At 69.4% G+C, this 26,435-nt stretch carries 25 protein-coding genes; 5 read left to right on the forward strand and 20 right to left on the reverse strand.

Annotation, left to right across the window (positions count from 1 at the left end):
- Position 1: 1 nt before the first annotated feature.
- Positions 2–862, reverse strand: coding sequence for a bifunctional methylenetetrahydrofolate dehydrogenase/methenyltetrahydrofolate cyclohydrolase (locus GO592_RS18470; RefSeq protein WP_007296654.1), 861 nt, complete (start codon positions 860–862; stop codon positions 2–4).
- Between the two features lie 33 nt (positions 863–895).
- Positions 896–1,501: a pentapeptide repeat-containing protein gene (locus tag GO592_RS18475; RefSeq protein WP_007296653.1), complete on the reverse strand. Its 606-nt coding sequence runs from the start codon at positions 1,499–1,501 to the stop codon at positions 896–898.
- A gap of 43 nt (positions 1,502–1,544) precedes the next feature.
- Here GO592_RS18475 and GO592_RS18480 point away from each other — a divergent pair, with 43 nt between their 5' ends.
- On the forward strand, positions 1,545–2,012 hold the full coding sequence (locus tag GO592_RS18480) for a tRNA (cytidine(34)-2'-O)-methyltransferase (RefSeq protein ID WP_005560181.1): 468 nt from the start codon (positions 1,545–1,547) through the stop codon (positions 2,010–2,012).
- On the opposite strand, the gene GO592_RS18485 is transcribed toward GO592_RS18480, so the two are convergent.
- On the reverse strand, positions 1,993–2,937 hold the full coding sequence (locus GO592_RS18485; protein ID WP_005560184.1) for a LysR family transcriptional regulator: 945 nt from the start codon (positions 2,935–2,937) through the stop codon (positions 1,993–1,995). The genes GO592_RS18480 and GO592_RS18485 overlap by 20 nt on opposite strands.
- Before the next feature lie 89 nt (positions 2,938–3,026).
- Here GO592_RS18485 and GO592_RS18490 point away from each other — a divergent pair, with 89 nt between their 5' ends.
- Complete coding sequence (locus tag GO592_RS18490) at positions 3,027–4,076, forward strand: TDT family transporter (RefSeq protein ID WP_007296652.1); 1,050 nt, start codon at positions 3,027–3,029, stop codon at positions 4,074–4,076.
- 21 nt (positions 4,077–4,097) lie between these two features.
- Here GO592_RS18490 and GO592_RS18495 read toward each other — a convergent pair whose 3' ends face one another.
- From GO592_RS18495 to GO592_RS18525, 7 genes are all read right to left on the reverse strand, one after another.
- Positions 4,098–4,406, reverse strand: a complete 309-nt coding sequence (locus tag GO592_RS18495; RefSeq protein ID WP_007296651.1) for a rhodanese-like domain-containing protein — start codon at positions 4,404–4,406, stop codon at positions 4,098–4,100.
- Positions 4,403–5,296 (reverse strand): DUF4349 domain-containing protein, encoded by an 894-nt coding sequence (locus GO592_RS18500; RefSeq protein ID WP_037203749.1) that lies wholly within the window; start codon positions 5,294–5,296, stop codon positions 4,403–4,405. The genes GO592_RS18495 and GO592_RS18500 overlap by 4 nt, the downstream gene beginning before the upstream one ends.
- A 23-nt stretch (positions 5,297–5,319) precedes the next feature.
- A complete protein-coding gene (locus GO592_RS18505) occupies positions 5,320–8,574 on the reverse strand; it encodes an error-prone DNA polymerase (protein ID WP_007296649.1) in 3,255 nt (1,084 codons plus the stop codon).
- Positions 8,575–8,717: 143 nt separating this feature from the next.
- A complete protein-coding gene (locus GO592_RS18510; protein ID WP_007296648.1) occupies positions 8,718–9,461 on the reverse strand; it encodes a (2Fe-2S)-binding protein in 744 nt (247 codons plus the stop codon).
- The gene (locus GO592_RS18515) at positions 9,454–10,230 is read right to left on the reverse strand and encodes an ABC transporter ATP-binding protein (RefSeq protein ID WP_007296647.1); all 777 of its coding nucleotides are present in this window, start codon (positions 10,228–10,230) and stop codon (positions 9,454–9,456) included. The genes GO592_RS18510 and GO592_RS18515 overlap by 8 nt, the downstream gene beginning before the upstream one ends.
- Complete coding sequence (locus GO592_RS18520) at positions 10,227–11,315, reverse strand: FecCD family ABC transporter permease (protein WP_007296646.1); 1,089 nt, start codon at positions 11,313–11,315, stop codon at positions 10,227–10,229. Before GO592_RS18520 ends, GO592_RS18515 begins: the two co-directional genes overlap by 4 nt.
- On the reverse strand, positions 11,312–12,307 hold the full coding sequence (locus tag GO592_RS18525) for an ABC transporter substrate-binding protein (protein ID WP_007296645.1): 996 nt from the start codon (positions 12,305–12,307) through the stop codon (positions 11,312–11,314). The genes GO592_RS18520 and GO592_RS18525 overlap by 4 nt, the downstream gene beginning before the upstream one ends.
- A gap of 329 nt (positions 12,308–12,636) precedes the next feature.
- On the opposite strand from GO592_RS18525, the gene GO592_RS18530 reads away from it, so the two are divergent.
- The gene (locus GO592_RS18530) at positions 12,637–14,757 is read left to right on the forward strand and encodes an MMPL family transporter (RefSeq protein WP_007296644.1); all 2,121 of its coding nucleotides are present in this window, start codon (positions 12,637–12,639) and stop codon (positions 14,755–14,757) included.
- A 32-nt stretch (positions 14,758–14,789) separates the two neighbouring features.
- Positions 14,790–16,784 carry an SDR family oxidoreductase gene (locus GO592_RS18535; RefSeq protein ID WP_007296643.1) on the forward strand — a complete coding sequence of 665 codons (1,995 nt, stop codon included), beginning with the start codon at positions 14,790–14,792 and terminating at the stop codon, positions 16,782–16,784.
- A 5-nt stretch (positions 16,785–16,789) separates the two neighbouring features.
- Here the strand turns inward: GO592_RS18535 and GO592_RS18540 are convergent, their stop codons facing one another.
- The 9 genes from GO592_RS18540 to GO592_RS18580 form a co-directional block, all read right to left on the reverse strand.
- Entirely contained in the window at positions 16,790–17,668 is an 879-nt protein-coding gene (locus GO592_RS18540; protein WP_007296642.1) for a sucrase ferredoxin, read from the reverse strand.
- Between the two features lie 29 nt (positions 17,669–17,697).
- Positions 17,698–18,276, reverse strand: a complete 579-nt coding sequence (locus GO592_RS18545) for a YdeI/OmpD-associated family protein (RefSeq protein WP_007296641.1) — start codon at positions 18,274–18,276, stop codon at positions 17,698–17,700.
- A 10-nt stretch (positions 18,277–18,286) separates the two neighbouring features.
- On the reverse strand, positions 18,287–18,799 hold the full coding sequence (locus GO592_RS18550) for a hypothetical protein (RefSeq protein ID WP_007296640.1): 513 nt from the start codon (positions 18,797–18,799) through the stop codon (positions 18,287–18,289).
- A gap of 36 nt (positions 18,800–18,835) precedes the next feature.
- Complete coding sequence (locus GO592_RS18555; RefSeq protein ID WP_005257095.1) at positions 18,836–19,810, reverse strand: R2-like ligand-binding oxidase; 975 nt, start codon at positions 19,808–19,810, stop codon at positions 18,836–18,838.
- A 152-nt stretch (positions 19,811–19,962) separates the two neighbouring features.
- Positions 19,963–20,748, reverse strand: a complete 786-nt coding sequence (locus GO592_RS18560) for an alpha/beta fold hydrolase (RefSeq protein WP_005257096.1) — start codon at positions 20,746–20,748, stop codon at positions 19,963–19,965.
- A 40-nt stretch (positions 20,749–20,788) separates the two neighbouring features.
- A complete protein-coding gene (locus GO592_RS18565) occupies positions 20,789–21,172 on the reverse strand; it encodes a VOC family protein (RefSeq protein ID WP_007296639.1) in 384 nt (127 codons plus the stop codon).
- A 217-nt stretch (positions 21,173–21,389) separates the two neighbouring features.
- Complete coding sequence (locus tag GO592_RS18570) at positions 21,390–21,920, reverse strand: dihydrofolate reductase family protein (protein ID WP_007296637.1); 531 nt, start codon at positions 21,918–21,920, stop codon at positions 21,390–21,392.
- Positions 21,913–23,466, reverse strand: a complete 1,554-nt coding sequence (locus tag GO592_RS18575; protein ID WP_007296636.1) for a DNA polymerase Y family protein — start codon at positions 23,464–23,466, stop codon at positions 21,913–21,915. The genes GO592_RS18570 and GO592_RS18575 overlap by 8 nt, the downstream gene beginning before the upstream one ends.
- Positions 23,463–24,302 carry a hypothetical protein gene (locus GO592_RS18580; protein WP_007296635.1) on the reverse strand — a complete coding sequence of 280 codons (840 nt, stop codon included), beginning with the start codon at positions 24,300–24,302 and terminating at the stop codon, positions 23,463–23,465. Before GO592_RS18580 ends, GO592_RS18575 begins: the two co-directional genes overlap by 4 nt.
- A gap of 211 nt (positions 24,303–24,513) precedes the next feature.
- Here GO592_RS18580 and GO592_RS18585 point away from each other — a divergent pair, with 211 nt between their 5' ends.
- Positions 24,514–25,725 (forward strand): serine/threonine-protein kinase, encoded by a 1,212-nt coding sequence (locus tag GO592_RS18585; RefSeq protein WP_005257120.1) that lies wholly within the window; start codon positions 24,514–24,516, stop codon positions 25,723–25,725.
- Between the two features lie 12 nt (positions 25,726–25,737).
- On the opposite strand, the gene GO592_RS18590 is transcribed toward GO592_RS18585, so the two are convergent.
- A complete protein-coding gene (locus GO592_RS18590; RefSeq protein ID WP_005257121.1) occupies positions 25,738–26,397 on the reverse strand; it encodes a response regulator in 660 nt (219 codons plus the stop codon).
- Between the last annotated feature and the right edge of the window lie 38 nt (positions 26,398–26,435).

Genomic DNA, 26,435 nt, shown 5'->3' on the forward strand with positions numbered 1-26,435 from the left:
GTCAGCCGAGAGACGCTGCGACACGCTCGGCCCGCTCCACGACGTTGGTCAGCAGGAAGGCGCGGGTGAGCGGCCCGACGCCACCGGGGTTCGGGGACAGGAAGCCGGCGACCTCGGCAACGTCCGCCGCCACGTCGCCGCGCAGTCCGCCCTCGGTGCGGCTCACACCCACGTCGAGCACCGCGGCACCGGGCTTGACCATGTCGGCCGTGACCAGCCCGGGTACACCCGCCGCGGCGATGACTATGTCGGCGCGGCGGACCTCGGCGCCGAGGTCCCGCGTACGGGTGTGGCAGAGGGTGACGGTGGCGTTCTCGCTGCGCCGGGTGAACAGCAGACCGATCGGGCGACCCACGGTGACACCGCGACCGACGACGACGACGTGGGCACCCTCGATCGGCACCTCGTACCGGCGCAGCAGGTGCAGGATTCCGCGCGGCGTGCACGGCAGCGGCGCTTCCTTGCCCAGCACCAGCCGGCCCAGGTTGACCGGGTGCAGGCCGTCGGCGTCCTTGTCGGGGTCGATGCGCTCGAGGGCGGTGTTCTCGTCGAGCTGCTTCGGCAGCGGGAGCTGCACGATGTAGCCGGTGCAGTCCGGGTTGGCGTTGAGCTCGTCGATGGTGGCGTCGAGCTTCTCCTGCGTGATGTCGCCGGGCAGGTCGCGGCGGATGGAGGTGATCCCGACCTTCGCGCAGTCGTTGTGCTTCCCGCGCACGTAGGCGGCCGACCCCGGGTCGTCGCCCACCAGAACGGTGCCGAGACCGGGCGTGATGCCCTTGTCCTTCAGGGCGCTCACCCGCACCTTCAGGTCTTCGAAAATCTCGTCGCGGGTCGCCTTGCCATCGAGGATCGTTGCAGTCACGTGCCCCATTCTCTCAGGTTCGCCACACGCGCGTCAGGTCGGTTCCACCACGAGCCCGTTGGCCGTCGCGTACGCGATGGCCTGGGTGAGTTCGATCTGCGCCTTGTCCAGCGAGACCGCCGTCCACAGGTTCGCGTCGACGTGGGCGCCGCGCAGGTCCGCGCCGTCGAATTTCGCGCCGCCGGTGCGGGCGCCGAACAGGTCCGCCGAGCGGAGCACGGCGCGGCGGAGGTCCGTGCGGACGAGGTTGGCCTCCCGGAACCGGCAGTCCGTGAAATCGAGTCCGCGCAGGTCCGCGCCGCCCAGCGACGCGAGCGTGAAATCACATTCGTCGAAGACCATCGGGCGCAGTCGGCAGTTGTCGAATTCCGATCCGAGGAAGCTGCAGTTGCGGAACTCGCTGTGCCACAGCGTCGGTCTGGTGAACGAGCACGAGCGGAACGCCGTCCCCACATGACGCGACTCGGCGAGGTCGGCGCCCGTGAAATCGCAGTCGGTGAAGATCACCGACTCGGTGCAGAGTTCACTCAGGTCGGCGTCGCGGAAGTTGCATTTCGTGTAGTGCCGCCGCTGCCAGTTCTGCGCGGGGAGTCGTGCGTCGCCGTAGTCCTCACCCACCACCTCTTCTACCGGATCCATGCGTCCATCATGCCGCCTCGCGGTGTGCCCCTAAGCTGTGCGGGTGTTCCGAGTGATGTTCCACGAACCCCGAATCCCACCCAATACCGGCAACGCCATCCGCATGGTGGCGGGCACCGGCTGCGAACTGCACCTCGTGGGTCCACTCGGATTCGACCTGTCCGAGCCGAAACTCAAACGCGCCGGGCTCGACTACCACGACCTGGCGTCGGTGACCGTGCACGAGAACCTGGAGGCGGCCTGGGCCGCGGTGGAGCCTGCGCGGGTGTACGCCTTCACCGCGCACGCCACCGTGTCGTACGCCGACATCGCTTACCGGCCCGGCGACGTTCTGCTGTTCGGTCCCGAACCCACCGGACTGTCGGAGGAAGTGCTGGCGGATCCACACGTGACGGAGCGACTCCGCATCCCCATGCTGCCCGGCCGGCGGTCGCTGAACCTGTCGAACGCCGCCGCCCTCGTCACGTACGAGGCGTGGCGGCAGCACGGATTCAAAGGGGCTGCGCTGTAGCTCCGACGGCTGCGGCCCCGATACCCGCGGCCGCGCCGGCACCGAGGGCGATGTCGAGGAAATCGCGCGCCGCACCCTGAACGCCGCGCACCGGGTCCCAGACGGCGGAGAGCCGCCGCGGAAGCGTCAACCCCTCCACCTGAACGGAGGCGAGGCGGCCGTCCGTCAGGTCGGCCGCCACCGCCAGCGACGACAGCACTGCCGGAGCGTTACCCGCCACGACGGCCGCCTTCACCGCCGTGCACGACGTCAACTCGAGCAATGGCGGGACGCACTGCGGCACCGCGTTCTCCAGAGTGGTGCGCGTCCCGGAACCGGACTCCCGCTGGATCATCGGCGTCGCGGCGAGTTCCGACACGGGAATCGGCGACCGTCGGACCCATTCGTGCTCCGGCGGCACCACGACCACCAGATGGTCGCGGCCGATCTCCCGCACCTGCAGTCCCGCCGGAATGTCCGGGCCCTCGACGAACCCGAGATCCGCCTCACCGGACAGCACCCGGGCGGTCACCTCGGACGAGTTGAGCAGCCGCACGTTGGTGACCACGTTCGGGTACTTGCGCCGCATCGCGACGGTCCACCCGGGGACCAGGTACTCGGCGATCGTCATGCTGGCCGCCACCGTCAGCCCGGCCTGCCGCTCGCCGCGCAGCGCCGCGACTCCCGACGCCAGCTCCTCGGCCGTGGCGAGGATGTGACTCGCCCATTCGAGGATGAGCGCACCCTCCGATGTGGGGCGTACCCCGCTGGCGCCGCGGCTGAACACCTTGATACCGAACTGCCGCTCGGCCGAACGCACCCGGGCGCTGACGGCCTGCTGACTGAGCCCGTGTTCGCGCCCCGCCGCGCCCATGCTTCCGAGCCGCTCGACGGACAGCAGGACGTCGAGGGCACTGAGTTCGGGTACTCGGGGAGACAGCGGCACAACCCTAGGCTAGTCCCACAAACGCGATTTGTGGGTATTCAACCACAAGCCTTCTACCGGCCACGACGATGCGTCGGCAAGCTCTAGGTATGACCCCGAATTGGTTCGCAGCAGTGATGGGCACCGGCATCCTCGCAGTCGTCGCCGCGGCATTTCCGGCCGGCCTTCCGGTCGCCCGGACGGCCGCCGAGATCTTCTGGCTGATCGCCGTGACGCTGCTCGTCGTGCTGACGACCGCACTGGTGCGGCACTGGATCCGTCGCCGCGACGACGCACTCGCGGACGCGCGCAGCCACACGATGTTCCCGTTCTACGGTGCCGTGTCGATGGCGGTGCTGACGGTCGGCGCCGGCACCGGATCCGCCGGTCGCGAACTTCTCGGCGGTGTCGCCGTCCCCGCGTCGGCCGCCCTGTGGACGGTCGGGACCGTCATCGGACTCTTCACCTACGTCGTGATGGCGCGCCGGCTGACCCGGCCCCACCAGGTGACCCCGGTGCCGTCCTGGCTCATGCCCGTCGTGCCGCCCATGGTGTCGGCCGCCACCGGTGCCGCACTGGTCAAGCACCTCCCGGACGGCGCGCCGCAGATCGCGATGCTGGCGGTCTGCTACACCCTGTTTGCGCTGGCGCTGGGCGCCGCGCTGACCGTCGCCGTCGTCGTCGGACGCCATCTGCTGAGCAACGGGCTCCCCGACACCCCGCTCGTGCCCACGCTCTGGATTCCGCTCGGCGTGATCGGACAGTCGGTGGCGGCGATCAATCTGCTCGGCGGGGCATCCGGCCACACCTGGCTGCACTCGGTGGGCGTGGTCTACGGGACCACGGTCGGCGCGCTCGGCATCCTCGCCCTCGTGACCCTGGTCACGGTGACCGCCAGGGCCTTTCGCCGCGGGTTGACGTTCACGCCCAGCTGGTGGAGTTTCACGTTCCCCGTCGGCACCTGCGCGCTGGGCGCGAACTCGCTGGGCGTCGCGCTGGACTCGGTCGTGATCGTCGGCGCAGGCGTGACCCTGTGGTGCGCGCTCGTGCTGATCTGGAGCACCGTCGCGGTCCGCACACTGCGGCACGCCGCCGGGCAACGGGGTGGGCGCGTGGTCCGCGACGACCCCGCGGCCCACGCCCTCAGCGCGGTCCGCTGACCGCGAACCGTGATTCGGGTGTCAGGCGCCCGACTCGACGGGACGTCCGGACTGCATCCACGCGGACGTGCCGCCCGCGACCGACACGGCGTTGATCCCCCGTGCGTTCAGATACTCCGCCGCCTGCAGGCTCCGGCCGCCCACCCCGCAGATCACGTAGACGACCTCGGCTTCCGGGATCTCGTCCACGCGCACGACGAACTCACTGAGCGGAATCAGCGTCACACCCGGCACCCGCACCTGGGCGTACTCGTCGGCCTCGCGCACATCGATGACGGGGGCGCCCGACGCCAATGCGCCGTCCAGGGCATTCAGGTCGACTTCGATCATTGCGTCTTCGCCTCTTCTCGTTCCGGCGCCGGGCCCGATGGTGGGCCGGGCGGCCTGTTGTACATCCGGCGCAGACGGTACGCGCCGTACACGACCAGTGCGATGACGGCCACGAATCCGAACCAGGGAATCAGCGCCCCCACGACCACCGCGCCGCCCTTGATCGCCGACAGCAGGGCGTGCCAGCCCGCGACGAGCCCTTCCCAGAAGTTGTCCGGACCGGGACTGGGCTGCTCGGCATCCGTGGAGGTGACGTCGATCATGAGCGTGGCCAGTGCCACCTGGTCGCTCAGCGACCGCTTCTGGGCGGTGAGGCTGTCCAGTTCGCCCTGACGCTCCGACAACGCCCTCTCGGCTTCGATCAGATCCGCGGTGTTCGCCGCCGACGTGATGAGCCCCTGCAGCCGGGTGACGGATGCCGTCAACGCGCCGATCCGGGCGTCGAGATCCTGCGACTGCATCGTCACGTCGCTCTTCGTGACGCTGACGCTGGTGACCTTGCCCAGTTCCCGCAGATCGTCCAGCGTCCGGGTGAGCGAGTCGGCGGGCACCCGGATGGTCAGGGAACTGCTCGCGTCCTGATCGTCGGAGCCGGGCTGTTCGGTGAGCTGGTCGACACGCCCGCCCAGATCGTCGACCTTGTCCACGATCTGCCTGCCGACGGCCACCGGGTCGTCCGCCGTGAGCGCGACCTGACCGGTGATGATCTCCTGGCGGTCGGTGGGCGCCTGGTCTTTCGCGGGTTGCTGTACTGCGCCACCGATTTCCATCTGGCTCGAGTCCCCCGGTGTCGGGGCGGGCGACGGTTGGGAGGAATCACTGCCGGGACCACCACACCCCGCGAGCGCCAGCGAAGCCACGACGATCGCCGACAAGACGTATCTCCTCATGTCCGAATGCTATCGGTGCCGGCTCACCTGAAGTCCCTGGATTTGGCGGACACCCGCAAATCCATCAGCTGCAGCCGATCCGCCACCACCGTCACCGCCCCCTCCGCGTTCTGCACCTTGCCGCGGACCAGCAGTGCGGGCGCCGTGTTGGCGAGCTTGCGGTATTTCGCCCACAACCCCACCGAACACACCACGTTGACCATCCCGGTCTCGTCCTCGAGGTTGATGAAGGTGACCCCCGCGGCCGTCGCCGGGCGCTGCCGGTGGGTCACCGCCCCACCCACCAGAACCCGGTCGCCGTCGGGGACATCGAGCAGGTGCGCCGCCGGGACCACCCCGAGCGCGTCGAGTTGCGGGCGCAGGAACTGGGTGGGGTACGTGTCCGGGGACACCCCGGTGGCCCACACGTCCGCCGCGGCCAGTTCGAGATCACTCATCCCCGGCAGGGTCGGCGCGCGGGTGGACGCCCCGATCCCCGGCAGCCGGTCGCGGCGCTCCCCCGCCGCGGCGCCCGCCGCCCACAACGCCTCCCGGCGGGACAACCCGAAACTGTCGAGAGCACCTGCGGTGGCCAGCGATTCGGCTTGCGCCGTGCTCAGTTCCACCCGGCCGGTGAGGTCGAGGAACGACGTGTACGTCCCTCCGTCGCCGCGGGATTCGACGATCCGCTCGGCCAGCGCGGTCCCGATGTGCCGCACCTCCCCGAGCCCGAGACGCACCTCCGTCCCACCCGCCTCGACGGTGGCGTGGGCGAGACTCGCATTGATGTCTGCGCCGTGCACCTGCACCCCGTGCCTGCGGGCGTCGGCCACCAGCGACTGCGGCGAGTAGAACCCCATCGGCTGCGCCCGCAGCAGACCGGCGCAGAACGCCGCCGGGTGATGCAACTTGAACCACGACGAATAGAACACCAGGGCGGCGAAACTCTGCGAATGGCTTTCGGGGAAACCGAAATTCGCGAAAGCGTACAGCTTCTCGTAGATCCGGTCGGCCACATCGTCGCCGATACCGTGCATCTCCCGCATGCCCTGGTAGAGCCGCCCCCTCAGCCGTTCCATCTTCTCGGGCGACCGTTTGGAACCCATGGCCCGGCGGAGCTGGTCGGCCTCGGCCGGGCTGAAACCCGCCACGTCGACCGCCATCTGCATCAACTGCTCCTGGAACAGCGGCACACCCAACGTCCGCTTCAGCGCCTTCTCCAGGGACGGGTGGTCGTAGGTCACCGGTTCGAGCTTGTTGCGGCGGCGAATGTACGGGTGCACCGATCCGCCCTGGATCGGACCGGGGCGGATGAGCGCCACCTCCACCACCAGGTCGTAGAAGTTCCGTGGTTTCAGCCTCGGCAGGGTGGCCATCTGGGCCCGTGACTCCACCTGGAACACCCCCACCGAGTCCGCCCGCTGCAACATCTCGTAGACGGCCTCCTCGGAAAGGTCCAGCTGCGCCAGATCCACCTCGATCCCCTTGTGCTCGGCCACGAGGTCGATCATGTAGTGCAGCGCGGACAGCATGCCGAGGCCCAGCATGTCGAACTTCACCAGACCCACCGCCGCGCAATCGTCCTTGTCCCACTGCAGAACGCTGCGGTTCTCCATGCGCGCCCACTCCACCGGGCACACGTCGGCGATCGGCCGGTCACAGATCACCATGCCGCCCGAGTGGATGCCGAGGTGCCGCGGAAACCCCTCGATCTGAGCGGCCAGTTCGAGGACGGCGGGCGGAATGTCGGTGCCGACCTCCTTCCCGATGCCACCCCAGCGGCTGACCTGTTTGCTCCACGCGTCCTGCTGCCCCTGCGAGAAACCCAGCGCCCGGGCCATGTCCCGCACCGAGGACTTTCCGCGGTACGTGATGACGTTCGCCACCTGCGCCGCGTACTGGCGTCCGTACTTGGCGTAGACGTGCTGGATGGCCTCCTCCCGGCGATCGGATTCGATGTCGACGTCGATGTCCGGGGGGCCGTCGCGTTCGGGCGAGAGGAACCGTTCGAACAGCAGTTTGTTGCGGACGGGATCCACGTTGGTGATGCCGATGGCGTAGCAGACGGCGGAGTTGGCCGCCGAACCCCTTCCCTGGCAGAGGATGTCGTTGTTCTTGCAGAACGACACGATGTCGTGGACCACCAGGAAGTAGCCCGGGAAGTTCAGCGCGGTGATGATGTCCAGTTCGTGCTCGATCTGCCGGTAGGCCTCCGGCCGGTCCACCGGCGCACCGTACCGGCGGCGCGCCCCGTCCATCGTGAGCTGCCGCAACCAGCTCGCCTCGGTGTGCCCGTCGGGCACGTCGAACGGTGGCAGTTGCGGCGCGATGAGCCGCAGGTCGAACGCGCACTCCAGCCCGAGGTCCGCGGCACCGCGCACGGCTTCCGGGTACGCGGCGAAGAGGTGCGCCATCTCCTCACCGGACCGCAGGTGCGCTCCCCCGGCAGGCGCCAGGTGCCCAGCCGCGTCGTCGAGGCTCTGCCGCGCCCGGACGGCGGCCATCGCCATGGCCAGCCTCCGGCGCGGCGGTCCCGCGAAGTGCGCCGCCGTGGACGCGATCACCCGAAGTCCGTGCTGCTGTGCGAGTTCGGCGAGGTCGGCGTTGCGCTCACCGTCCTCCGCGATGCCGTGATGGGTGAGTTCCACCGTGACCCGGTCGGCCCCGAACCGGTCGATCAGCTCCCGCAGCCGGGCGACCGCGGCGTCCGGGCCACCGTCGGCCAGGGCCTGACGCACATGCCCCTTCCGGCACCCGGTCAGGATCTGCCAGTGCCCCCCGGCCGCGTCGGTGAGACGGTCGAGGTCGTAGCGCAGCTTGCCCTTCTCCCCGCCCGCGAGATGCGCCGCCGCGATTTCCCGGGAGAGCCGCCGGTACCCCTCCTGACCTCGCGCCAGTACCAGCAGATGGGCGTCGTCCAATGTCAGTTCGGACCCGAACACGGTGCGCATGTTCAGTTCCTTCGCCGCCTCCGCGAACCGGACCACACCGTAGAACCCGTCGTGGTCGGTGAGTGCGATGGCCTCGAGACCGAGCCGGACGGCCTCCTCCACCAACTCTTCCGGCGGGGAGGCGCCGTCGAGGAAACTGAACGCCGAATGCGCGTGGAGTTCGGCGTACGGAACGGTGGAGCCGGTGCGCTCCTGACGGCCCGCCCGGTACTCCCCCCGCTTGCGGGACCACGCGGGACTGTCGCCGCCGTCGCCTGGATACAGCGACTCCGGGCTGACCCGCCCCGGCCTGCCCGACAGGACGCGCTCCATCTCGGACCACGTCGGCGGACCGTTTCCCCAACCCATCTGGCACACCTCTTCATGTCACGCACGTGCCGTGCCGAAACCATGGAAGATGCCGCTGGGGAAGACGCATCATTCGAACGGGAGTTCGAATGCCTTCAGTGTGCCATCACACGCGCGGACCGGTCAACGCGGGCCACCCGGATTCACGTCACGAGCGCGGCCAGGCCCCTCAGACGGTCCTCGGCCGGCCTCCTCGGGCAGCTCACACACTTGCCCGACCCGGGGGTCTCGTAGATCAGGCAGCACGACGCCCGCTGTGTGAACCGGCGCGACGATGCCCCGGCCCGGACGTCGACGAACCGCGGGTCCGGCATCACCACACCGACGCGGCGGAGTGCGTCCACCAGCCCCCGCGCGAAGATGCTGCCGCGTGCGCGATCGCCGCACGCCGTTCCCGCGTCGAGTGCCCGGTTGGCGATCGAATCCGTCGTGATCGCCCACATCGCGGCCTGCCGCACCCCGGACGCCGCGGCGAGAGCGTCGATGATCGGCGTCAGCGCGGCGGCCATGTCGGACGCCAGCTCGGACAGCCCCTCGGTGACCGGCAGTGCCGACGACGCGGTCAGGCCGCCCAGGTACCCGTCGTCACGCAGGAATGCCACGGCGTCGCCGAGCCGCGGCCGCGCGGCGACACCCGTGACGAGCGCGGTCGCGATCGGAATCCCGGTCAGTGTCGAGCTGGCCGAATACCACCACAGGGTCCCGTTGACCCGGGGGTCGTCGCTGCCCCACCGCCTCGCCGTGTCCGCGACCCGGTCCGCGAGCCAGCCCGGATCGGTCAGGCGCACAGCCGGGAACGAGGAGGCGCCGGAGCACTCGATCTGGTCGGCGATCATCGGGACGCGGCGGGCGGTCAGCTCGTACACACGCCGCAGTTGCTCATCCATCGGCCAACCCCAGGATCTCCATCGACAAGCGCGGCGTCGACCGCACGATCGCGCGGATGCCGAAGACCCCGCCGAGCACGGCGTCGTCCAGCACGTCGGCGGGCGGACCGGTGCTGATCACCCGTCCATCGTGCATCACGGCCAGCGTGTCGCAGTACTCGACGGCCAGCCGGAGGTCGTGCATGGTCACGACGATCGCCAGACCGTCGCACGCGAGGTCACGCAGCAGGTTCATCACCGTCAGCTGATGCCGCAGGTCTAGGTGGTTGGTGGGTTCGTCGAGCAGCAGCACCCTCGGCTGCTGCGCGAGAGCCCGGGCGATCGACACCCGCTGACGCTCCCCGCCCGACAGTGCCTGGACGTCGCGACCGGCGAGTTCGGCCAGCCCCACCTGACGGACGCACGTCTCGACGATCTCGCCGTCGGCGCCGTTCGCCCGTTCGACCCAGCCCCGGTGCGGGACGCGTCCGAGCGAAACGGATTCGCGCACAGTCAGTCCCGCGGACACCCGCGGTTCCTGGGTGCTCGCCCCGATGGTGCGGGCCAGTGCCCGCCGGCCCAGATCGGCTGTGTCCGCTCCGTCGACGACGACGGCGCCCCCGGTCGGGGTGAGCGCGCGGTAGCAGCAGCGCAGCGCGGTGGTCTTCCCGGAACCGTTCGGCCCGACCAACGCCAGCACCTCACCGGGACGCACGGAGAAGTCGACGCCGTGCAGCACTTCCCGCGACCCGAGTTCGGCGCGGACCCGTTGCAGACTCAGCGCGGTCACTGTTCGGCCCTCCGGTACTGCCGGTAGAGCATCCAGACGAAGATCGGCGCTCCCACCAACGCGGTGACGACGCCGACCGGGATCTCGATGCTCCGTGCGACAGACCGCGCGGCCGTGTCCGCAGCGACCATCGCGATCGCGCCGAGGAATGCGGCGACGGGCAGCAGCCTCACCGCCCGCGCACCGACGACGTACCCGGCCAGGTGCGGCACCAGCAGACCGATGAAGCCGATGCCGCCCGCGACGGACACGGCGGCCCCGGCCAGCATCGACACACCGAGCAACTGCACCACGCGGAAGCGCCGCACGTTCATGCCGAGGGCGGCGGCGCCGTCGTCTCCCGCCTGCAGCAGGTCGATACGGCTCGCGCTCAGCATCATCGCGGCCCCCACCGTCGCGAGTGCCACGGCCGGGAAGATCGCCGTCGACCAGCGGGAGTCGCCGAACCCGCCAGCCAGCCAGTGCATCACCGAACTCAGTTGATGCTCGTCGGCGACGACCAGGATCGAGAACGTGATGAGCGCCGAGAACACCTGCGCCGACGCCACGCCCACGAGGATGACGGCCGTCGGCTGCGGATACCGTCCGCCGATCGCCAGCGACAGGAACAGCGGCACCATCGCGCCCAGGAACGCCGCGACGGGAACGGTGAACGCGCCGAGCGCTCCCACCCCGAGCCCGAGCACCGTCACCACCACCACGCCGAACCCCGCCCCCGAGGACACGCCGAGCAGATAGGGATCGGCCAATGGATTGCGGGTCACCGCCTGCGCCACGGCGCCTGCCAGGCCCAGCGCCGCACCGACTGCCGCCGCGGTCAGCGCCCGCGGCAGCCGGGAGTCGAGGACAATCGACTCCCGCGCCTGCGACCACCAGGACTCGAATGCGCCGGGGGCCACCCGGTGCGCGACGATCGCCCAGACGTCGCCGACCGGGATGCGCACCGAACCGAACGACACCGCGAGGCCGACGACGAACAGGGTCGTCAGTGCGAGCAGCACCATCAGGCCCACGAAGCCGAGGCGTGCGCGGGCCGGGTGCGGCGCCTGCGCCGGTGGTGCCGCACGTTCGACGGTGACGGTCATCGCGCGCCGACGGCGTCCGGATGCAGTGCCCGCGCGATCGTCTCCACCGACCGCACCAGGCGCGGGCTCTCGAAGAAGTCGTCGAGCGGCACCACGACGAACCGGCCGGCCTTCACGGCGGGTGTCGTCGACATGATCGGGTGCGATTTCAGGAAGTCGATCTTCGCCTGCGCACTCGTCGTACCGTAGTCGAGGACGACGATCGCCTCCGGGGCGCGTTCACCGATGATCTCCCAGGTGGACTTCGAATACGGCTTCTCCCCCTCGGCGAAGAGGTTGGCCGCACCCGCGTGGTCCGCGATGAGCTGGCCGACTCCCACACCGCCGATCGTCAGCGGGACGTCCTCGCCGGAATCGTAGAAGAACGTCGGAACCGGTGCGGTGCCTGCGATCTCGTCACGCACTGCCTGCAATCCGGACGTCACCCGGTCGGTGATCGCCCGCGCCTGGTCCGGGACTCCGAGGATCTCGCCGAGCTGCGTGTAGTCGCTGCGCAGCAGACCGATGTCGGGGAAACCCTGCCCGCAGTACTCGGAGAACAGGAAGGTGGGAATGCCCTGGTCGCCGAGGGATTCGCGCGACCGCCCCTCCTTCTCGTCGAACGCGCTCCGCATTCCACCGACCACCAGGTCGGGGTCGAGGTCGAGGATCTGCTCCCGGGTCGGGTATTCCTTCGCGAGTTTCGGGATCGTCGCGAAGGCGTCCGCGAACTCCGGCAGCGGGGTCGCGTCGCCGTACCCCGTGCCGACGATGCGGTCGCCGGCCCCCATCTCGATCAGCACCTCGGTGACGTGATCGTTCATGCTGACGATGCGCTGGGGCGGGCCGTCGAACGTCTCCGTTCGATCGCAGTTCGTGACGGACACCGGCTCGGCGAAGGATTCGGCGGAAGCGGTCTGCCCCACGGACTCCCCGCGCGAACACCCGGCGACCACCAGCGCGGTCACAGCGAGCGTGACCAGACCGGTACTTCTGAACAACTGACCGTGCATGTAAACCTCATTGCGGCTCAGAGCCACGAATGAGAAGTCAGCAGACGCCCTGTGCGGCGCCTGCAGGACTCCGCTTCGTAGACCACGACGAAAAGGATGTCGCACACCCCACGCCGGGCAATCGGGCTCGCCACCGAAATGATCTGGTGGCCTACCGTTGCGGGTCAGCGCCGGATTCGGACCGGCTTCCCCCGTGCGTGTGGCTGCAAGTGCGATGCCGAGTATGCACGATTTGCCGGGAGCCGCATCACACCCCCGTCGGTGACACACCGATCCGCACTACAGTCGGCAGTCGCAGCTGCCCGCCCCAGACAAGCCGGAGATGACGCATGACACGTTGGGCCTCGACCGTTGTTACACGCAAATGGTGGGTCCTGAGCCTCGCCGTCGTCGCCGTCCTGGTGAGCGGCGCGTGGGGCACCGGTGTCTTCGCGAAACTCAGCTCGGGCGGGTTCACCGATCCCGGTAGCGAATCCGCCGAAGTGGCCCGGATCGTCCAGGACAACCTGGGTCCGCAGACACCGGACATCATCGCCATCTACACGGCACCCGACGGGAAGACCCTGGACGACATCGGCCCCGAGGTCACCGCGAGTCTCGACCGGTTCGCCGCCGAGGTGCCGACGTACTCGGTGACGTCGTACTGGACCGCGGACGCGGCGAGGAAGCAGCTGATGGTGTCGGAGGACGGCACCAAGGCATCGGCCGCGATCACCGTCGACCCCGACGCCGGAATCACCGCCGCCACGTTCGACGACCTGCTGCCGAAGCTCGAGGTGGAGGGCATCGACACCGAGTTCGCGGGCAATTCGGTGGTGGGTGTGGCGTTCAACAACCGGCTGCAACAGGACCTGGTGCTGGCCGAAGCGATCGCGCTCCCGATCACTCTCGTGTTGCTGGTCTTCATCTTCGGCGGACTGGTGGCCGCGGCCGTTCCGGTGTTCGTCGGGCTGCTCTCGATCTTCAGCGCCCTGGCCACCCTGCGCCTGCTGACCCTGTTCACCGACGTCAGTTCGTTCGCGATCAACGTGGCGTCCCTGCTCGGACTGGGGCTCGCGATCGACTACGGCCTGTTCATCGTCGGACGTTTCCGCGAGGAACTGGAGTCCGGCGCCGACGTCGCGGAGGCGACCCGGCGCACCGTCCTGACCGCGGGCCGCACCGTGCTGTTCTCCGGTCTGCTTCTCGTGTGCGCGTTCTCGGGCATGCTCGTATTTCCGCAGGACGTGATCAAGTCGCTCGGGTTCGGTGCGATGGCCGCGGTCGCGAGCGCGGCGCTGCTGTCACTCACCGCGGTCCCGGCGCTGCTCGCGATCCTGGGTCATCGTATCAACGCACTGACCTGGCGCAAGGATGCGGCGCAGCGTGGGGAGGTTCGCGCCCGCACGTTCTGGGGCTCCGTCGTCACGTGGGTGATGCGGCGGCCGGTCGCCATCGCGGTCGGCATCGTCGCGGGGTTGATGGTCCTCGCCTCGCCCCTGCTCAGCGCGTCACTCGGCGAGGTCACGTACACGGTGCTGCCGGAGAACGACCCCGCCCGCATCGCCACGAACACTCTCACCACCGAATTTCCCACCACCGGAAACGGCGCCACCCTCATTCTCCGGGGCACCGACGGCACGGCCCCGACCGCCGCCGACGGCGCCGCGGTCGCCCAGGCCGCAGGCCGGGTGGAGGGCATCGGGGCGGCCACCGTCGTCGCGTCCGGCAACGAGTTGGTCGCGGTCCAGGCCGTCTACTCCGAAGGCGTCACCACCGACGACCAGAGCGCCGCAGTGGACGGACTCCGTGCCATCACGCCGCCGGAGGGAACCGAACTCCTCGTCGGCGGCGGTCAGGCGACCGTCGACGACGGGAACGCGGCGATCGTGCACTGGATGCCGGTGATGATCGCGATCATGGTGGGTTCGACGCTCGTGCTGTTGTTCCTGGCGTTCGGCTCGGTGGTGCTGCCGATCAAGGCGGTCGCGATGGCGGGGCTGAGCCTCGCCGCCACGTTCGGTGTACTCACCTGGATCTTCGAGCTGGGCCACGGCGCGAGTCTGCTCGGGGTCAGTCCGGCACCGCTCGAGGCGACGTTCGTGGTCCTCATCCTCGCCGTGGTCTTCGGCCTGTCGACCGACTACGAGGTGTTCCTGATGTCACGCATGGTCGAGGCGCACGAGGCCGGCGCGACCACGGAGGAGGCGGTGCGCTTCGGCACCGAGCGCACGGGCCGCATCGTGACGGCCGCGGCGCTGCTGCTCGTGGTGGTGACCGGAGCGTTCACCATCTCCGGTCTGTCGATCATGCGGTTTCTCGGTGTGGGCATGATCGTCGCACTCGTCGTCGACGCGACGGTGGTCCGCATGCTCCTCGTTCCATCCCTCGTGAAGCTGATGGGCGAGGCCAACTGGTGGGCCCCGGCCTGGATGAAGAAGGTGCACGCCAAGGTGGGTCTGGGCCACTAGTGCATTATCTTACTTTGGAGTAAGTTCGGGTCATGGCCACCTACCTCGTCACCGGCGGAACCGGATTCTTGGGACGGCACGTGCTGCCCCTCATCCTCGACCGCGATGCATCAGCCGAGATCCACGTCCTCGTCCGGCGCGCGTCCGTCGCGCGCTGGGAGGCGCTCGTCGACGGCATGTCGGGCGGCGAACGGGTGCATCCGCTGATCGGCGACCTGACCGAGCCCGGCCTCGGACTCGCCGCGGCGCCGGCAGCCGATCACATCCTGCACCTCGGCGCGATCTACGACCTCACGGCGGGCGACGAACAGGCAACCACGAACGTCGACGGCACCCGCTCGGTGATCGCGCTGGCCCGGGAACTGGATGCGACTCTGCATCACGTCTCGTCCATCGCCGTCGCGGGGGATCACGAAGGTCCGTTCAGGGAAACGGATTTCGATCTCGGGCAGGGATTCCCCACCCCGTATCACCGCACCAAGTTCGAGGCGGAGAAGCTGGTGCGGGAAGCCGAGGGCCTGCGATGGCGCATCTACCGGCCCTCCGCGGTGGTCGGCAGTTCGGTCACCGGCGAGATGGACAAGATCGACGGCCCGTACTACCTCTTCCCCGCCATCGCGGCGCTCGCAAAACTCCCCGCGGCCCTCCCCGTGGCCGTCCCCCGGATCGGATCGACCAACGTCGTACCCGTCGACTACGTGGCCACGGCCATCGTGGAGTTGGTGTCCGCACCCGGAAGGGACGGCCAGACGTTCCATCTCGTCAATCCACGTCCGCAGCCGGTCCGCGAGATCTACGCGGCGCTCGCCAAGGCTGCCGGGGCGCCGCATCCCGCGGCCGGACTGCCCGGCGGACTCGTCCGCCCCTTCCTCAGTCCCACCCCCGACTCGGCCCTCGACACGGGCCGCAAGGCGGTGCTCGGCGCGCTCGGCATCCCTCCGGTACTCGTCGAGAACATGACGCTGCCCACAGTGTTCGTGAACGACGACACCCGGGAGGCGCTGCGCGGCACAGGCATCGACGTCCCGCGGTTCGCGTCGTACGCCGACCGGCTGTGGTCGTACTGGCGCGAGAACCTCGATCCCGATCGGGCGCGCCGGCCCCATCCGGCCGGACCGCTCGTGGGCAGACACGTGGTGATCACCGGGGCGTCGTCCGGGATCGGCCGGAGTTCCGCGATCGCGACGGCCCGCAAGGGCGCGAAGGTCATTCTCCTCGCCCGGCGCACCGAGGAACTCGACGCCGTGGTGGCCGAGATCCGCGCGACGGGCGGCGACGCCTACGGCTACCCCTGCGACATCACCGACGACGAGTCGGTCGAGCACACCGTCAAAGCCGTTCTCGCCGAGCACGATCACGTCGACATGCTCGTCAACAACGCCGGCCGGTCGATCCGTCGGGGCCTCTACCACTCCACGGACCGGCTCCACGATTTCGAGCGGACCATGGCCGTCAACTACTTCGGCGCGGTCCGGCTCGTCCTCGCCTTCCTCCCGCAGATGCGCGAGCGGCGGTTCGGGCACATCGTCAACATCAGCAGCGCCGGGGTCCAGGGCGCGACGCCGCGGTTCGCCGCCTATGTCGCCAGCAAATCGGCCCTCGACGGCTTCACCGACGTCGCGGCGTCCGAAACCCTCTCGGACGGAATCACGTTCACCACCATCCACATGCCACTGGTCGAGACGCCGATGATCGCGCCCACCGGCCGGTACAACGTCGGACCGATCACCTCTCCGGAGAAGGCGGCCGCGATGGTCGTCCGGGCGCTGATCGAACGCCCAAAGCGCATCGACGTCCCGACCGGCACGCTCGGGGAACTCGGCCACGTCTTCGCACCCGCCGTCAAGGATCGCGCGATGCACCAGATGTATCGCATGTTCCCCGATTCCCCGGCGGCGAAGGGGCAGAGCACGGACGACGCGGGGCCGGCCCCTCAGCACCCGCCGGAACCCCGGCACCACACGTCGTCGGTGCTCGGCCGCGCCGCCCGGAAGGTCGGAAGGCTGGTGCCCGGCACCCACTGGTGACCGCCTCAGGGGGCGAAAGGGCGGACTCCGGTGGCGACGACGGGTCGCACCGGCTTCGGCGCCGCCCCGCAACTCGCCGGCCGGGGCGGCAGTTCCCGCTCCTCCAGGTCGACGACCCAGCAGCGCCCGTCACGATGCGCGACAACCGAATTCGCGTCCACCGTGAGCTCGTCCGCGGCCGCGTCCACGAGATCGCGGACGGCGAGTTCCGCCACCTGCCCCGGCGCGTCCCAGCAACTGCGGCCGCGCAGCCCGGTCGGGTACACCTCGCCCCGAGCGGCGGCGCGGACCGCGTCGACACTCTCCTGCGTCGACAGCCGGCCGTACGTGTAACCCGTCGGCAGCAGGATCAGCGAGGGCGCGAACCGATGCCCACCCGTGTGCGAGCACTCCCACACCGCGTCGCCGAACTCCGCGGCCAGACCCGCCGCGACCGGCCGTCCGAGGACGGCGCAGCACTGGTCCCTCTTCCCGTGCGCGCACACCAGGACGACCGGGTCCGTCACCGGCGTGCCCAGCCCGGGTGCGTTTCCCGCGATCAGCCCGAGGTCCAGGTCGAGCAGGTCTTCCGGGAAGGCGATCTCGAGCCGCTCGCACCACGACCGCGCGGGATGCGACTGCGCCAGCAGCACCGTCCGCCGATCCGGGGCCGCGGTGCTGCGGCCCGGCCGGCGGATGAACATGACCCGCACCCCGGCGGCGTCGGCGCGGGCGTCCAGCTCACGGGCCAGGTCCGGTCCGAGCGCGGTGCCGTCGAGCACGTCCCGGCCCCACGCGCCGGGGAACTCGAGGCACACCCAGCCCGTGACGTGCGCAGCGGTGCCTGCGAGGGGTTCGTCGGTCGCGGACAGGGCGGAGCAGGTGGCGGTGATCGTGTCAGGCACGGTGCCATTGTGTCAGTCGCGACAATCGGTCAGTCATGGAACTTCCGGCGCTCCGACAACTGCTGGACGAACTTCTCGATACGGCGGGCACGCGTCTCCGGGCGGGTGGCGTCCTGCAGGCGGTAGTAGACGGCGTACCGGTTGTGGCTGTCGAGTGTCGCGTAGAAGGCCTCGGCCTCGGGGTTCTGTACGAGGGCGTCCAGGAAGTCCTGCGGTATCTCCGCCGCCTTCTGTCCCGCGTACGCGCGGTCCCAGCGGCCGTCGGCCCTGGCCCGCTCCACCTCCGCCACGCCCGCAGGCTCGAGGAGACCGGCCTCGGCGAGTTTCTCCGCGAACTCCCGGTTCCGCTTCGACCACGGACTTCGTGACGAGCGCGGGGTGAACCGCTGCACGAAGAAGTCGTCGTCGACGCGGCGGACCTGGCTGTCGATCCAGCCGTAGCACAGCGCGACCTCGAGAGCCTGGTCGTAGTTGATCGACGAATGCGCCGACCCCTTCTTGGCCATCTTCAGCCAGATGCCGGGTGAGGAGTCGTGATGAGCGCCGAGCCATTCCCGGAACTCGGCCTGTCCGGAGAAGTACTCGACACTGAGCTCGGCGGCACACATGTGGCCGAATCTAGCGGTAGAACAGCTGTCCCGCCCAGACCCGGACGAATCCCTGGGAGAGATATCCGAGCGTCCCGAGCGCCAGCACCCATTTGGTGACGCTGACCGCACTGGTGGTGCGCACAGTCGCATCGGTGATGTGCTCGCGATGAGACAGCAGATACAGCCCGACGACGTTCTCGGCGTAGTCGCCCACCGCGGAGATCACCGGGGCCGCCGCCAGCACCCTCTGCGTTCTCGCCGAGAGTGGTGTCAGCTCCGCCAGACGTCGTGCGCCTGTGCGCAACGCGACCGCGTAGATCACGGGATGGACGAAGTCCGGGTAGTAGTGGCTGCGGTAGCGTGCCGTGTCGGCGGCGGACATTGCGTCGAGGATCGCCGTGTAGGACCGGGCGGACCGGGCCGTCTGGATGTCGGCGAGCCGGGGTGCCACCGGACCGAGAAGCCGGACGATTTTCGCCTGCGAGATCACGAATGCTGCAGACCAGCCGATGAGTCTGCGGTCGAGTGCGGTGAGCGCCATGAGCCGATCCTGCCATCTGCCACCGCGACGCGTGCCTCAGCCTGCGGCCTCGGACATCGCCTTGGCATCCTCCTCGCCGAACTTCTCCTCGAGGGCCTCGGGTGAGTAATCCAGATCGATCTCCTCGACCGGGCGTCCGCGCGCAGACTCGATCGCCCCCAGCCGGCGCTGCGCCCGGTCTGCGGCGTACGCGATGAACTCCTGGTCGTCGAGCCCGTACGGCTGGACCTCGAATTGCTTGTTGACCCAGTCGATCATGCCCAGGGCCAACGGCATCAGCTCCGCCATCCGCTCCTGGACGACGTCCCAGTTGCTGTCGTCGGCGGCGACGTGCCGGCGACAGGTGAACGTCCCCCACGCCATGTGGCGTCGTTCGTCGTCGCCGATCCTGCGGACGAGTTCCTGCATCCCCGGCAGGATCCCGCGCGTGGTGCACACCTTCTGCCAGGCGTAGTACCCGGTGAGTGCGAGACTGCCCTCGATGACGTGGTTGTAGGTGACGCTGGCCCGCACCTGATTGGCGGGGCTGGGATCGCTCTCGAGCACTTTCAGTGATCCCGGCAGCTCCTCGTAGAACAACTGCCGGTAGTACGGGTTCTCGGCGACGAAGGGATGCAGGTCGCGTGTCAGGCCCACCGCGTCCATCCACAACCGGAACACCTGGGTGTGCTTGGCCTCCTCGAAACAGAACTGCGTCAGGTACATCTCGTCCCCGAAGCGCCCCTCGGCGGCCATCGCCTTCATGAACGGCTGGATGTCCTCGGTGACCGCTTCCTCACCGGCGATGAACTGTGCGACCAGATACGTGGAGTTGCGCTGCTGCTCCGAGTTCAGCCCCTCCCAGTCCTCCGCGTCCCGGCCGAAGTCGAGGTCCGTGGGGTTCCAGAACTTGGCGTTGCCCTTCGTGAACAGCCGCAGCGGGAACGCGTCCCAGTTGAGGCCCCCCGCGCGGAGCGAGCTGAACCCTTGCCTGCCGGGCGCGTAGGGGCGTCCGGGCGTGAGTGTCGACATCGTTGGCCTTCTTCCGGACGTGCGGAGGACGTCGTCGGACGCCCCGCAGCTTCGGGTCGCTCGTCGTGACTACCGTCTCGTTCCGAGCCCCCGCTTCGGTTCCCACGCTAGTCCTGCCGAAGCCGTCACGGTTTACATTTTCGGACTTTTTGTCAGCTCTTCTCGGGCTTCATCAGGAACGGCAGGACCGCCGCCGCGAAGTCGTCGTAGCGGTCGCGATGAATGCTGTGGCCGCTGCGGAACACCACCACCCGGCAGTTCGGTATCGCCGCCACCGCGGACTCGAGTCTGCGCGGATCCACCATTCCGCCCGTACCGCCCCGCAGAATCAGCGTGTCGGCCTCGATGTCCGGCAATCTGTCCCACCACAACGGATCCGGGCGGCGGAACTGCTCGAGCGCCGAACCCGTCATCGACCGATCGAAGGCGAACACCGCCCGCGGATGCCGGATCAGGCTCGTCGTTGCGTGCCACAGTTCCGGCAGCGACGGCAGCCGATTCGCGAAGACCTGTTCCGGGTCACCGGGACGCAACGGGAGCGGTGCCTCCTCGATCACCAGCCGGCGAACCAGCCCGGGAGAGGCCTGAGCCGCGAGCGACGCCGCATGACCACCGAGCGAATGCCCGATGAGATCCACCCGCGTCAGGCCGAGGTTGTCGCACACCTCCACCACGTCGGCACCGAACTCCTCGAACAGATACGACCCGGCGCGGGCACTGCGACCGTGCCCCCGCAGATCCAGGACGAGGACGCGTCGCCCGCGGGCGACGAGTGCGCGGGCGAATCGGTCCCAGGTACCGCCGTCACCGCCCATCCCGTGCACCAGAACCACCGGCACGGGATGGACGTCCGATGACCCCGGCACCGAGGACTCGCCACTGTCTCGGTAGGCGATCTCGATACCGGCGCGCGTCGGGGTAGTCCTGCTCGTCTCCACGAGAATCCAGACTAGCGAGTACGGACACCCTGGCCGCGAACTACCGACCCGACCCGTACGGGCGGGTGATGATCTCCAGATAATGACCGGACGGGTCGAGGAAGTAGACGCCTCGCCCGCCGTCGTTGGTGTTGATGGTGCCCGGCAGCGTCTGCCGCGGATCCGCCCAGTGATCGAGACCCCACTCGACGATCAGGCCGTAGATCCGGTCGAAGTCGTCCTCGCCGACGAGGAACGCATAGTGCTGCGGCTGGAATTCGATCGGCGGTTCCGCGAAGTCGAGAGACACCCCGTTGTCGAGGGCGACCGCCAGGAAATGGCCGGCGGGCACGGCGTCCGGCAGTCCGAACAACGTGGTGAAGAAGGACGCCGACTCCTGCTTGTTCTTGGCGGCGACGATCGTGTGGTTGAAAGAAATGGGCACAGTCGACCCCTTCGAGGTATGCCACGAGCCCGACGATGCAGCCGTGGCCAGCCTCCATGCCTGACGCTGTCCGCCACCGGCACGCGACCCTCTGCACAGCAAAGCATTTCGAACGGTCGGTTCGCAAGGGAGGTCGGCTGGGCGGGTTACGCCGCCCGCCCCACCCGATAGCGCAACGTGACGACCCCGGAGTCGTAGCCCTTCGACTCCAGCAACGTCAGCGCATGCATCCGGTGTCCTCGTCGAGGAGCCTGCGTCCCTGTCCCAGCAGGATCGGCACCACGTGCAACTGGATTTCGTCGACCAGTTCGGCGGCGAGCAGCGATCGCGCGAGGGTGATGCTTCCCCACACGATCAGGCCGCCCCCCGGCTCCTGCCGGAGTTGCTGCACCCTCTCGACGGCGTCGCCCGGCCACAGCTGCGCCGGCCCCCGATCCCCCCACGGGGCACTGTCCAGCGTCGAGGAGAACACGAGTTTCGGAATCGCGTTGACGGTCTCGGCCACGACCTCGCCCTGAGCCTGTTCGGTGGGCCAGTAGTCCGAGAACATCTGATACGTCTTGCGCCCCAGCAGGGCGAGGTCCGTGTCGGCGAGCAGACGGAGGTTGTACCGGTCCACCTCACCGTAATCCGGCACCGCATCGAAGAAGTCCAGCTCGCCGGACCGCCCGGCGACGAACCCGTCGAGGCTCGTCAATTCCTGGACGACGACCCTGCGGTGCAGCGTGTCCCGCTCCGTGTCACTCATAGATTCCCTCCACCGACCAACGGCCTGCCGTGCAGATCACCAGCAGCGCCCGCGACTCTTCCAGCAGTACCTGGGCCCGGGCCGCCGTCCGGGCGGCCGGAGGGTCCCACCACCGCTCGTCCACCGGCCACGGTCCGGCCCATCCGCACACCGCCCACTCTCGGCTCCCCCACCGCAACCGCGCGGGAGGCGCGCTGAACACACCCCGTTCCGTGACCGTCACAGCCATACCCCGCTCGTCCGACATCCACACCTCCGGATACGCGGTCAGCACCGCGGCAGGCGCCGGTTCCGGCAACGTGCCCGGCCACGGCTCCGACGGATCGTTGCGCGGAATCAGCTCGTCACCCAACGGCAGCAACGTGATGCGCTCCGCCGGGCCCCGCCCACCGCTGAGGACCCCCACCTGCACGGCTTCCCCACCGAGCAGTCCCTGCACGCGCACCAGAGCCCGCCGGGCCCGCTCGTCCTGGTCGCCGACCCCACCCCACAGCCCCAGCTGCAGGGCGCCGGCGGCCACCACTTCCACCGGTTCGAGCCGCAGGACGGCGATACCGGCGGTGGGCCGCTTCTCACTGCGCCCGGTCAGCCACCCGTCCAGCTGCCACCGCACCCGGTCCGCCGTCGCCTCCGGCGTCAACGGTTCCGCACATCTCCAGATCCGGGACAGTTGCTCACCGTTGCCGGTACTCGCCGAGATCGACAGCCGGGTGCAGGCCACCGCGGCGTCCGACAGTGTGCGATGAAGCTTCTCCGCCAGCGCACGACCCGCGAAGGCGGCGGCGTCGACCCGTTCGATGACGGGATCGCACCGTTCCTCGACCTCCAGGTCGGGAGGCAGCGACCGCCCCGACGGGGGACGCTCCGGTTCACTCCGCGCGGCCCGGTGTGCCAGCACTGCATCGGTTCCGAACCGTGACGCCACATCGCCCGCCGACAGCGCGGCGAAACTGCCGATCGTGCGCAACCCGAGCCGGTGCAGCAGATCGACCAGCTCACCGCGGTGGGGTGCCGCGAGGCTCGGCTCGGCGGCCAGTTCCCGCATCGGGAGCGGCGCCAGGAAGGCGGCCCCCTCACCGGGTGGCACGAGAGTTGCTCTGCGCGCGGCGATCACGGCCGTGGACAGCTGATCGGCGATGCCGACCTGACACTCCACCCCCACCGCCGACACCTGGTCCACTAATCGTTCCGCGGCGGCTTCCTCCGAACCGAAGTACCGGGCGACGCCCCGAGCGGACAGCACCACGAGCCCGGGTCGCAGCACCTCGACACCGGGCGCCACCGCGTCGACGGCCGAGGCGACCGGCTCGAACAGCCGCGCATCGCGGTCGGGATCGGCTGCCACCACGTGCAACCGGGGGCACCGGGCCTGGGACTCGCGGCGGCGCAGCCCTCTGCGCACCCCGTCCGCGCGGGCCGGCGCCGAGCAGGCGATCACCCGATTGCCCGACGTCACCGCCACCGGATGCGTCGGCGGGAGGTCCGCGGAGGCGGCCGCCGCGACCGCGGGCCAGTCGGGGCACCACAACGCCAGCACCCGGCTCACAGACTCACCACCTCCACCGACTCCGGGAAGGGGGCGGCCTCGAGGGACGCCACCGGTTCCGGAGTGCTCACCCATTCCACCCGGCCCTGCGCCGACCGCACGTCCAGCCGGGTGGTGCGCGGCTGGAACGACCGCCCCTGGGCGCACACCGCCAGGCTGAGAGAACGCAACCGCCCGCATTCCCGGTCCTGAGATCCGTTGCCCAGTCCGGCGTAACCGTGCACCCGGGCTTCCAGCCGCATCTCCGCGCCGTCCCAGTGCCCGTCCGTGACGACCAGGGTCGACCCCTTGCTCCGGGCCCGGGCCACCACCGCACGCGCCCGGGACGGCGCCACCGACGCCCCTCCCAGTCCGAGCACCACCAGATCCATTCCGTCCAGCAGCACCGCGGCGATCTCCACCGGATCAGCGCCCGGGTCGGGGATCAGGGCCAGCCGTTCCAGCTGCGCCCCCATCTCGACCGCTGCCAGCACCCCGAGCCGGGGATGCCCGATCACCGCGACGTGTCCGCCGCCCGCGGTCACGGACGCGACCAACCCCAGCAGCAGCGACGTGGCACCCGACACCGACACCACCGAACCGCGCACCAGCCCGCCTCGGGGAAGGAGTTCGGCCAGCGCAGCCGGAACCGGGAGTACCCCGGCAGCATGGGAATCGGGTGCTGCGGAAGTACCCGTCGCGGGGAACGCATTCTCCACCGGGGCGCGGCTCGCCACCGATTCACCGCGCGCGGGAACAGCGGCCATCCGTCGTCGGAGGTAGTCCAGACGCTCCTGCCGGGACAGCCCGGACAACTCGGGAGACCCCGGCACCGGAAACCCCGGCTCGCCGGCCACTTCAGCCAACTCGACACCCCTGACACTCGGCACCAACAGCGGTCGGCAACCACGGGGAAGACGCGGCTCGAACAGACGCTTTGTTCGAACGTATTTTCGAACTCATTTCAAGTAAAGCCGGTCGGTGGTGACCCGTCAAGTGGACCCCGAATGGCCAGGTCAGGACCGTCGCACATCTCGTGTCCGCACAATCCTCTAACCTGAACGCGTGATGGAGCAGGAGCAGAGCGAAAGGGGCATCGGACCCGAATACCTGGTGGCCGGAAGATACCGCCTGCGGTCCAAACTGGGCGGCGGTGGAATGGGCGCGGTCTGGCTCGCCCGGGACACCCTGCTGCACCGCGACGTCGCCATCAAACAGGTCACCACGACGGCCGGACTCGACCCCGACGAGGCCCGCCGTGTCCGCGAACGCACCATGCGGGAAGGTCGCAACGCCGCCAAACTCGCCCACCGCCATTCCATCGCGATGTACGACGTCGCACTCGAGGCAGGCGAGCCCTGGCTGGTCATGGAGTACCTGCCGTCCCGCAGCCTCGCCCAGGCGATGAACATCGCCGACACACTGCCCCCGCTCGAGGTCGCCCAGATCGGCGCGCAGGTGGCCGACGCACTCACGGCCGCCCATGCCGCCGGGATCGTGCACCGGGACATCAAGCCGGGCAACATCCTCGTCGCCGACCGCGGCCGGGAACTCGGCACCGTCAAGATCAGCGACTTCGGCATCGCCCGCGCCAAGGGAGACTCCGCCGACACCACGAACGGGGTCATCACCGGCACACCCGCGTACTTCTCCCCCGAGGTCGCCCGCGGTCAGGACCCCACCGAGGCGAGCGACGTCTTCTCGCTCGGTTCCACGCTGTACACCGTCGTCGAGGGCCAGCCGCCGTTCGGGATCGACTCCGATTCCATCGCACTCCTGCACCGGGTCGCGAAGGCCGAGATCTACCGTCCCAGTAAGGCCGGGCCGCTCACCGACACGCTGCTGCACCTGCTCGAGCCCGACCCGGCGCGTCGTCCGACGATGGCCGAGGCCCGCGACGCCCTGGCCCGGGTGGCCATGGCCGGGGACGGAAACGTCGCGCACCTCGTCGGCTCGCCCGTCTATTCCGCAGACGGCACCATCCCGGCGTGGGCACACCGCTCGACGCCGTTGCCCGACTCACGCCGGCGCAGCAAACTGGTGAGTTCCACCCAGGCCGGTCTGCCCGCGGTGCATCAGAGCACACCGCTCAAGAACGTGCCGCGTCCGCTCGGCCGGTTGCAGTGGCCGCCGCGCCCGACGAAACCCGCTCCCGGTTCGCCGGCCCCCACTGTCCGCGATCAGGTGGTGGCGTGGGCGCCGATCGCCATGGGTGTCATGGTCGCGATCCTGATCCTGGCCGTGCTCGTGGCCGTGATCGTCCTCCTCGCCCAGCCCTGACACCCCGGGAGGTCAGTCGATCCGCCGGCGGTGCGCCCACCTCGTGAGCGCATTCCGGTTGGACTGCTGTGTCTTCCGCAGCACGTTCGACGCGTGCGTTTCGACCGTCTTCACCGAGATCACCAGTTCCTCGGCGATCTCCCGGTACGTGTAACCGCGTGCGAGCAGCCGCAGCACTTCCAGCTCCCGCGGCGTCAGCGAATCCAGCTCCGGATCCAGCTGCGGCTCAGGAGCATTGGAACGTCCGGTGAAGGAGTCCAGCACGAATCCCGCGAGCCTCGGGCTGAACACGGCGTCACCGCCGGCGACCCGGCGCACGCCGTCGGCCAGTTCCGCGCCCGAGATCGTCTTGGTGACGTACCCGCGGGCGCCCGCGCGGATCACGGCGATCACGTCCTCGGCAGCGTCGGACACGCTCAGCGCCAGGCACACCGGACCCGACTCGATACCCCGCAGCACCGCGACACCGCCGCCGTCGGGCATATGGACGTCGAGCAGCACGACGTGCGGTGACGTGGCGTTGATGCCGGACACCGCCTCCGCGACACCGCCCGCCTCGCCCACCACCTCCATGTCCGGTTCCCGGCCGAGCTCGGCGCGGACACCGGAACGGAAAACGGCATGATCATCGACGAGAAAGACACGGTACGGGGGTGTTTCAGGCAAAGTCACTGCGGCTGTTCCTCGCGTGGACGGGTAGTGTCACCCCA

It is taken from the genome of Rhodococcus sp. 21391 (assembly GCF_016772255.1).
Lineage (GTDB): Bacteria > Actinomycetota > Actinomycetes > Mycobacteriales > Mycobacteriaceae > Rhodococcus_F > Rhodococcus_F opacus.

Bases quoted from the DNA above. Each gene is read 5' to 3' on its own strand.
- GO592_RS18475 (WP_007296653.1), bottom strand. From the start codon at position 1,501: ATGGATCCGGTAGAAGAGGTGGTGGGTGAGGACTACGGCGACGCACGA.
- GO592_RS18490 (WP_007296652.1), top strand. From the start codon at position 3,027: ATGACCCCGAATTGGTTCGCAGCAGTGATGGGCACCGGCATCCTCGCA.
- GO592_RS18495 (WP_007296651.1), bottom strand. From the start codon at position 4,406: ATGATCGAAGTCGACCTGAATGCCCTGGACGGCGCATTGGCGTCGGGC.
- GO592_RS18500 (WP_037203749.1), bottom strand. From the start codon at position 5,296: ATGAGGAGATACGTCTTGTCGGCGATCGTCGTGGCTTCGCTGGCGCTC.
- GO592_RS18505 (WP_007296649.1), bottom strand. From the start codon at position 8,574: ATGGGTTGGGGAAACGGTCCGCCGACGTGGTCCGAGATGGAGCGCGTC.
- GO592_RS18510 (WP_007296648.1), bottom strand. From the start codon at position 9,461: ATGGATGAGCAACTGCGGCGTGTGTACGAGCTGACCGCCCGCCGCGTC.
- GO592_RS18520 (WP_007296646.1), bottom strand. From the start codon at position 11,315: ATGACCGTCACCGTCGAACGTGCGGCACCACCGGCGCAGGCGCCGCAC.
- GO592_RS18525 (WP_007296645.1), bottom strand. From the start codon at position 12,307: ATGCACGGTCAGTTGTTCAGAAGTACCGGTCTGGTCACGCTCGCTGTG.
- GO592_RS18530 (WP_007296644.1), top strand. From the start codon at position 12,637: ATGACACGTTGGGCCTCGACCGTTGTTACACGCAAATGGTGGGTCCTG.
- GO592_RS18535 (WP_007296643.1), top strand. From the start codon at position 14,790: ATGGCCACCTACCTCGTCACCGGCGGAACCGGATTCTTGGGACGGCAC.
- GO592_RS18545 (WP_007296641.1), bottom strand. From the start codon at position 18,276: ATGTGTGCCGCCGAGCTCAGTGTCGAGTACTTCTCCGGACAGGCCGAG.
- GO592_RS18550 (WP_007296640.1), bottom strand. From the start codon at position 18,799: ATGGCGCTCACCGCACTCGACCGCAGACTCATCGGCTGGTCTGCAGCA.
- GO592_RS18555 (WP_005257095.1), bottom strand. From the start codon at position 19,810: ATGTCGACACTCACGCCCGGACGCCCCTACGCGCCCGGCAGGCAAGGG.
- GO592_RS18570 (WP_007296637.1), bottom strand. From the start codon at position 21,920: ATGAGTGACACGGAGCGGGACACGCTGCACCGCAGGGTCGTCGTCCAG.
- GO592_RS18585 (WP_005257120.1), top strand. From the start codon at position 24,514: ATGGAGCAGGAGCAGAGCGAAAGGGGCATCGGACCCGAATACCTGGTG.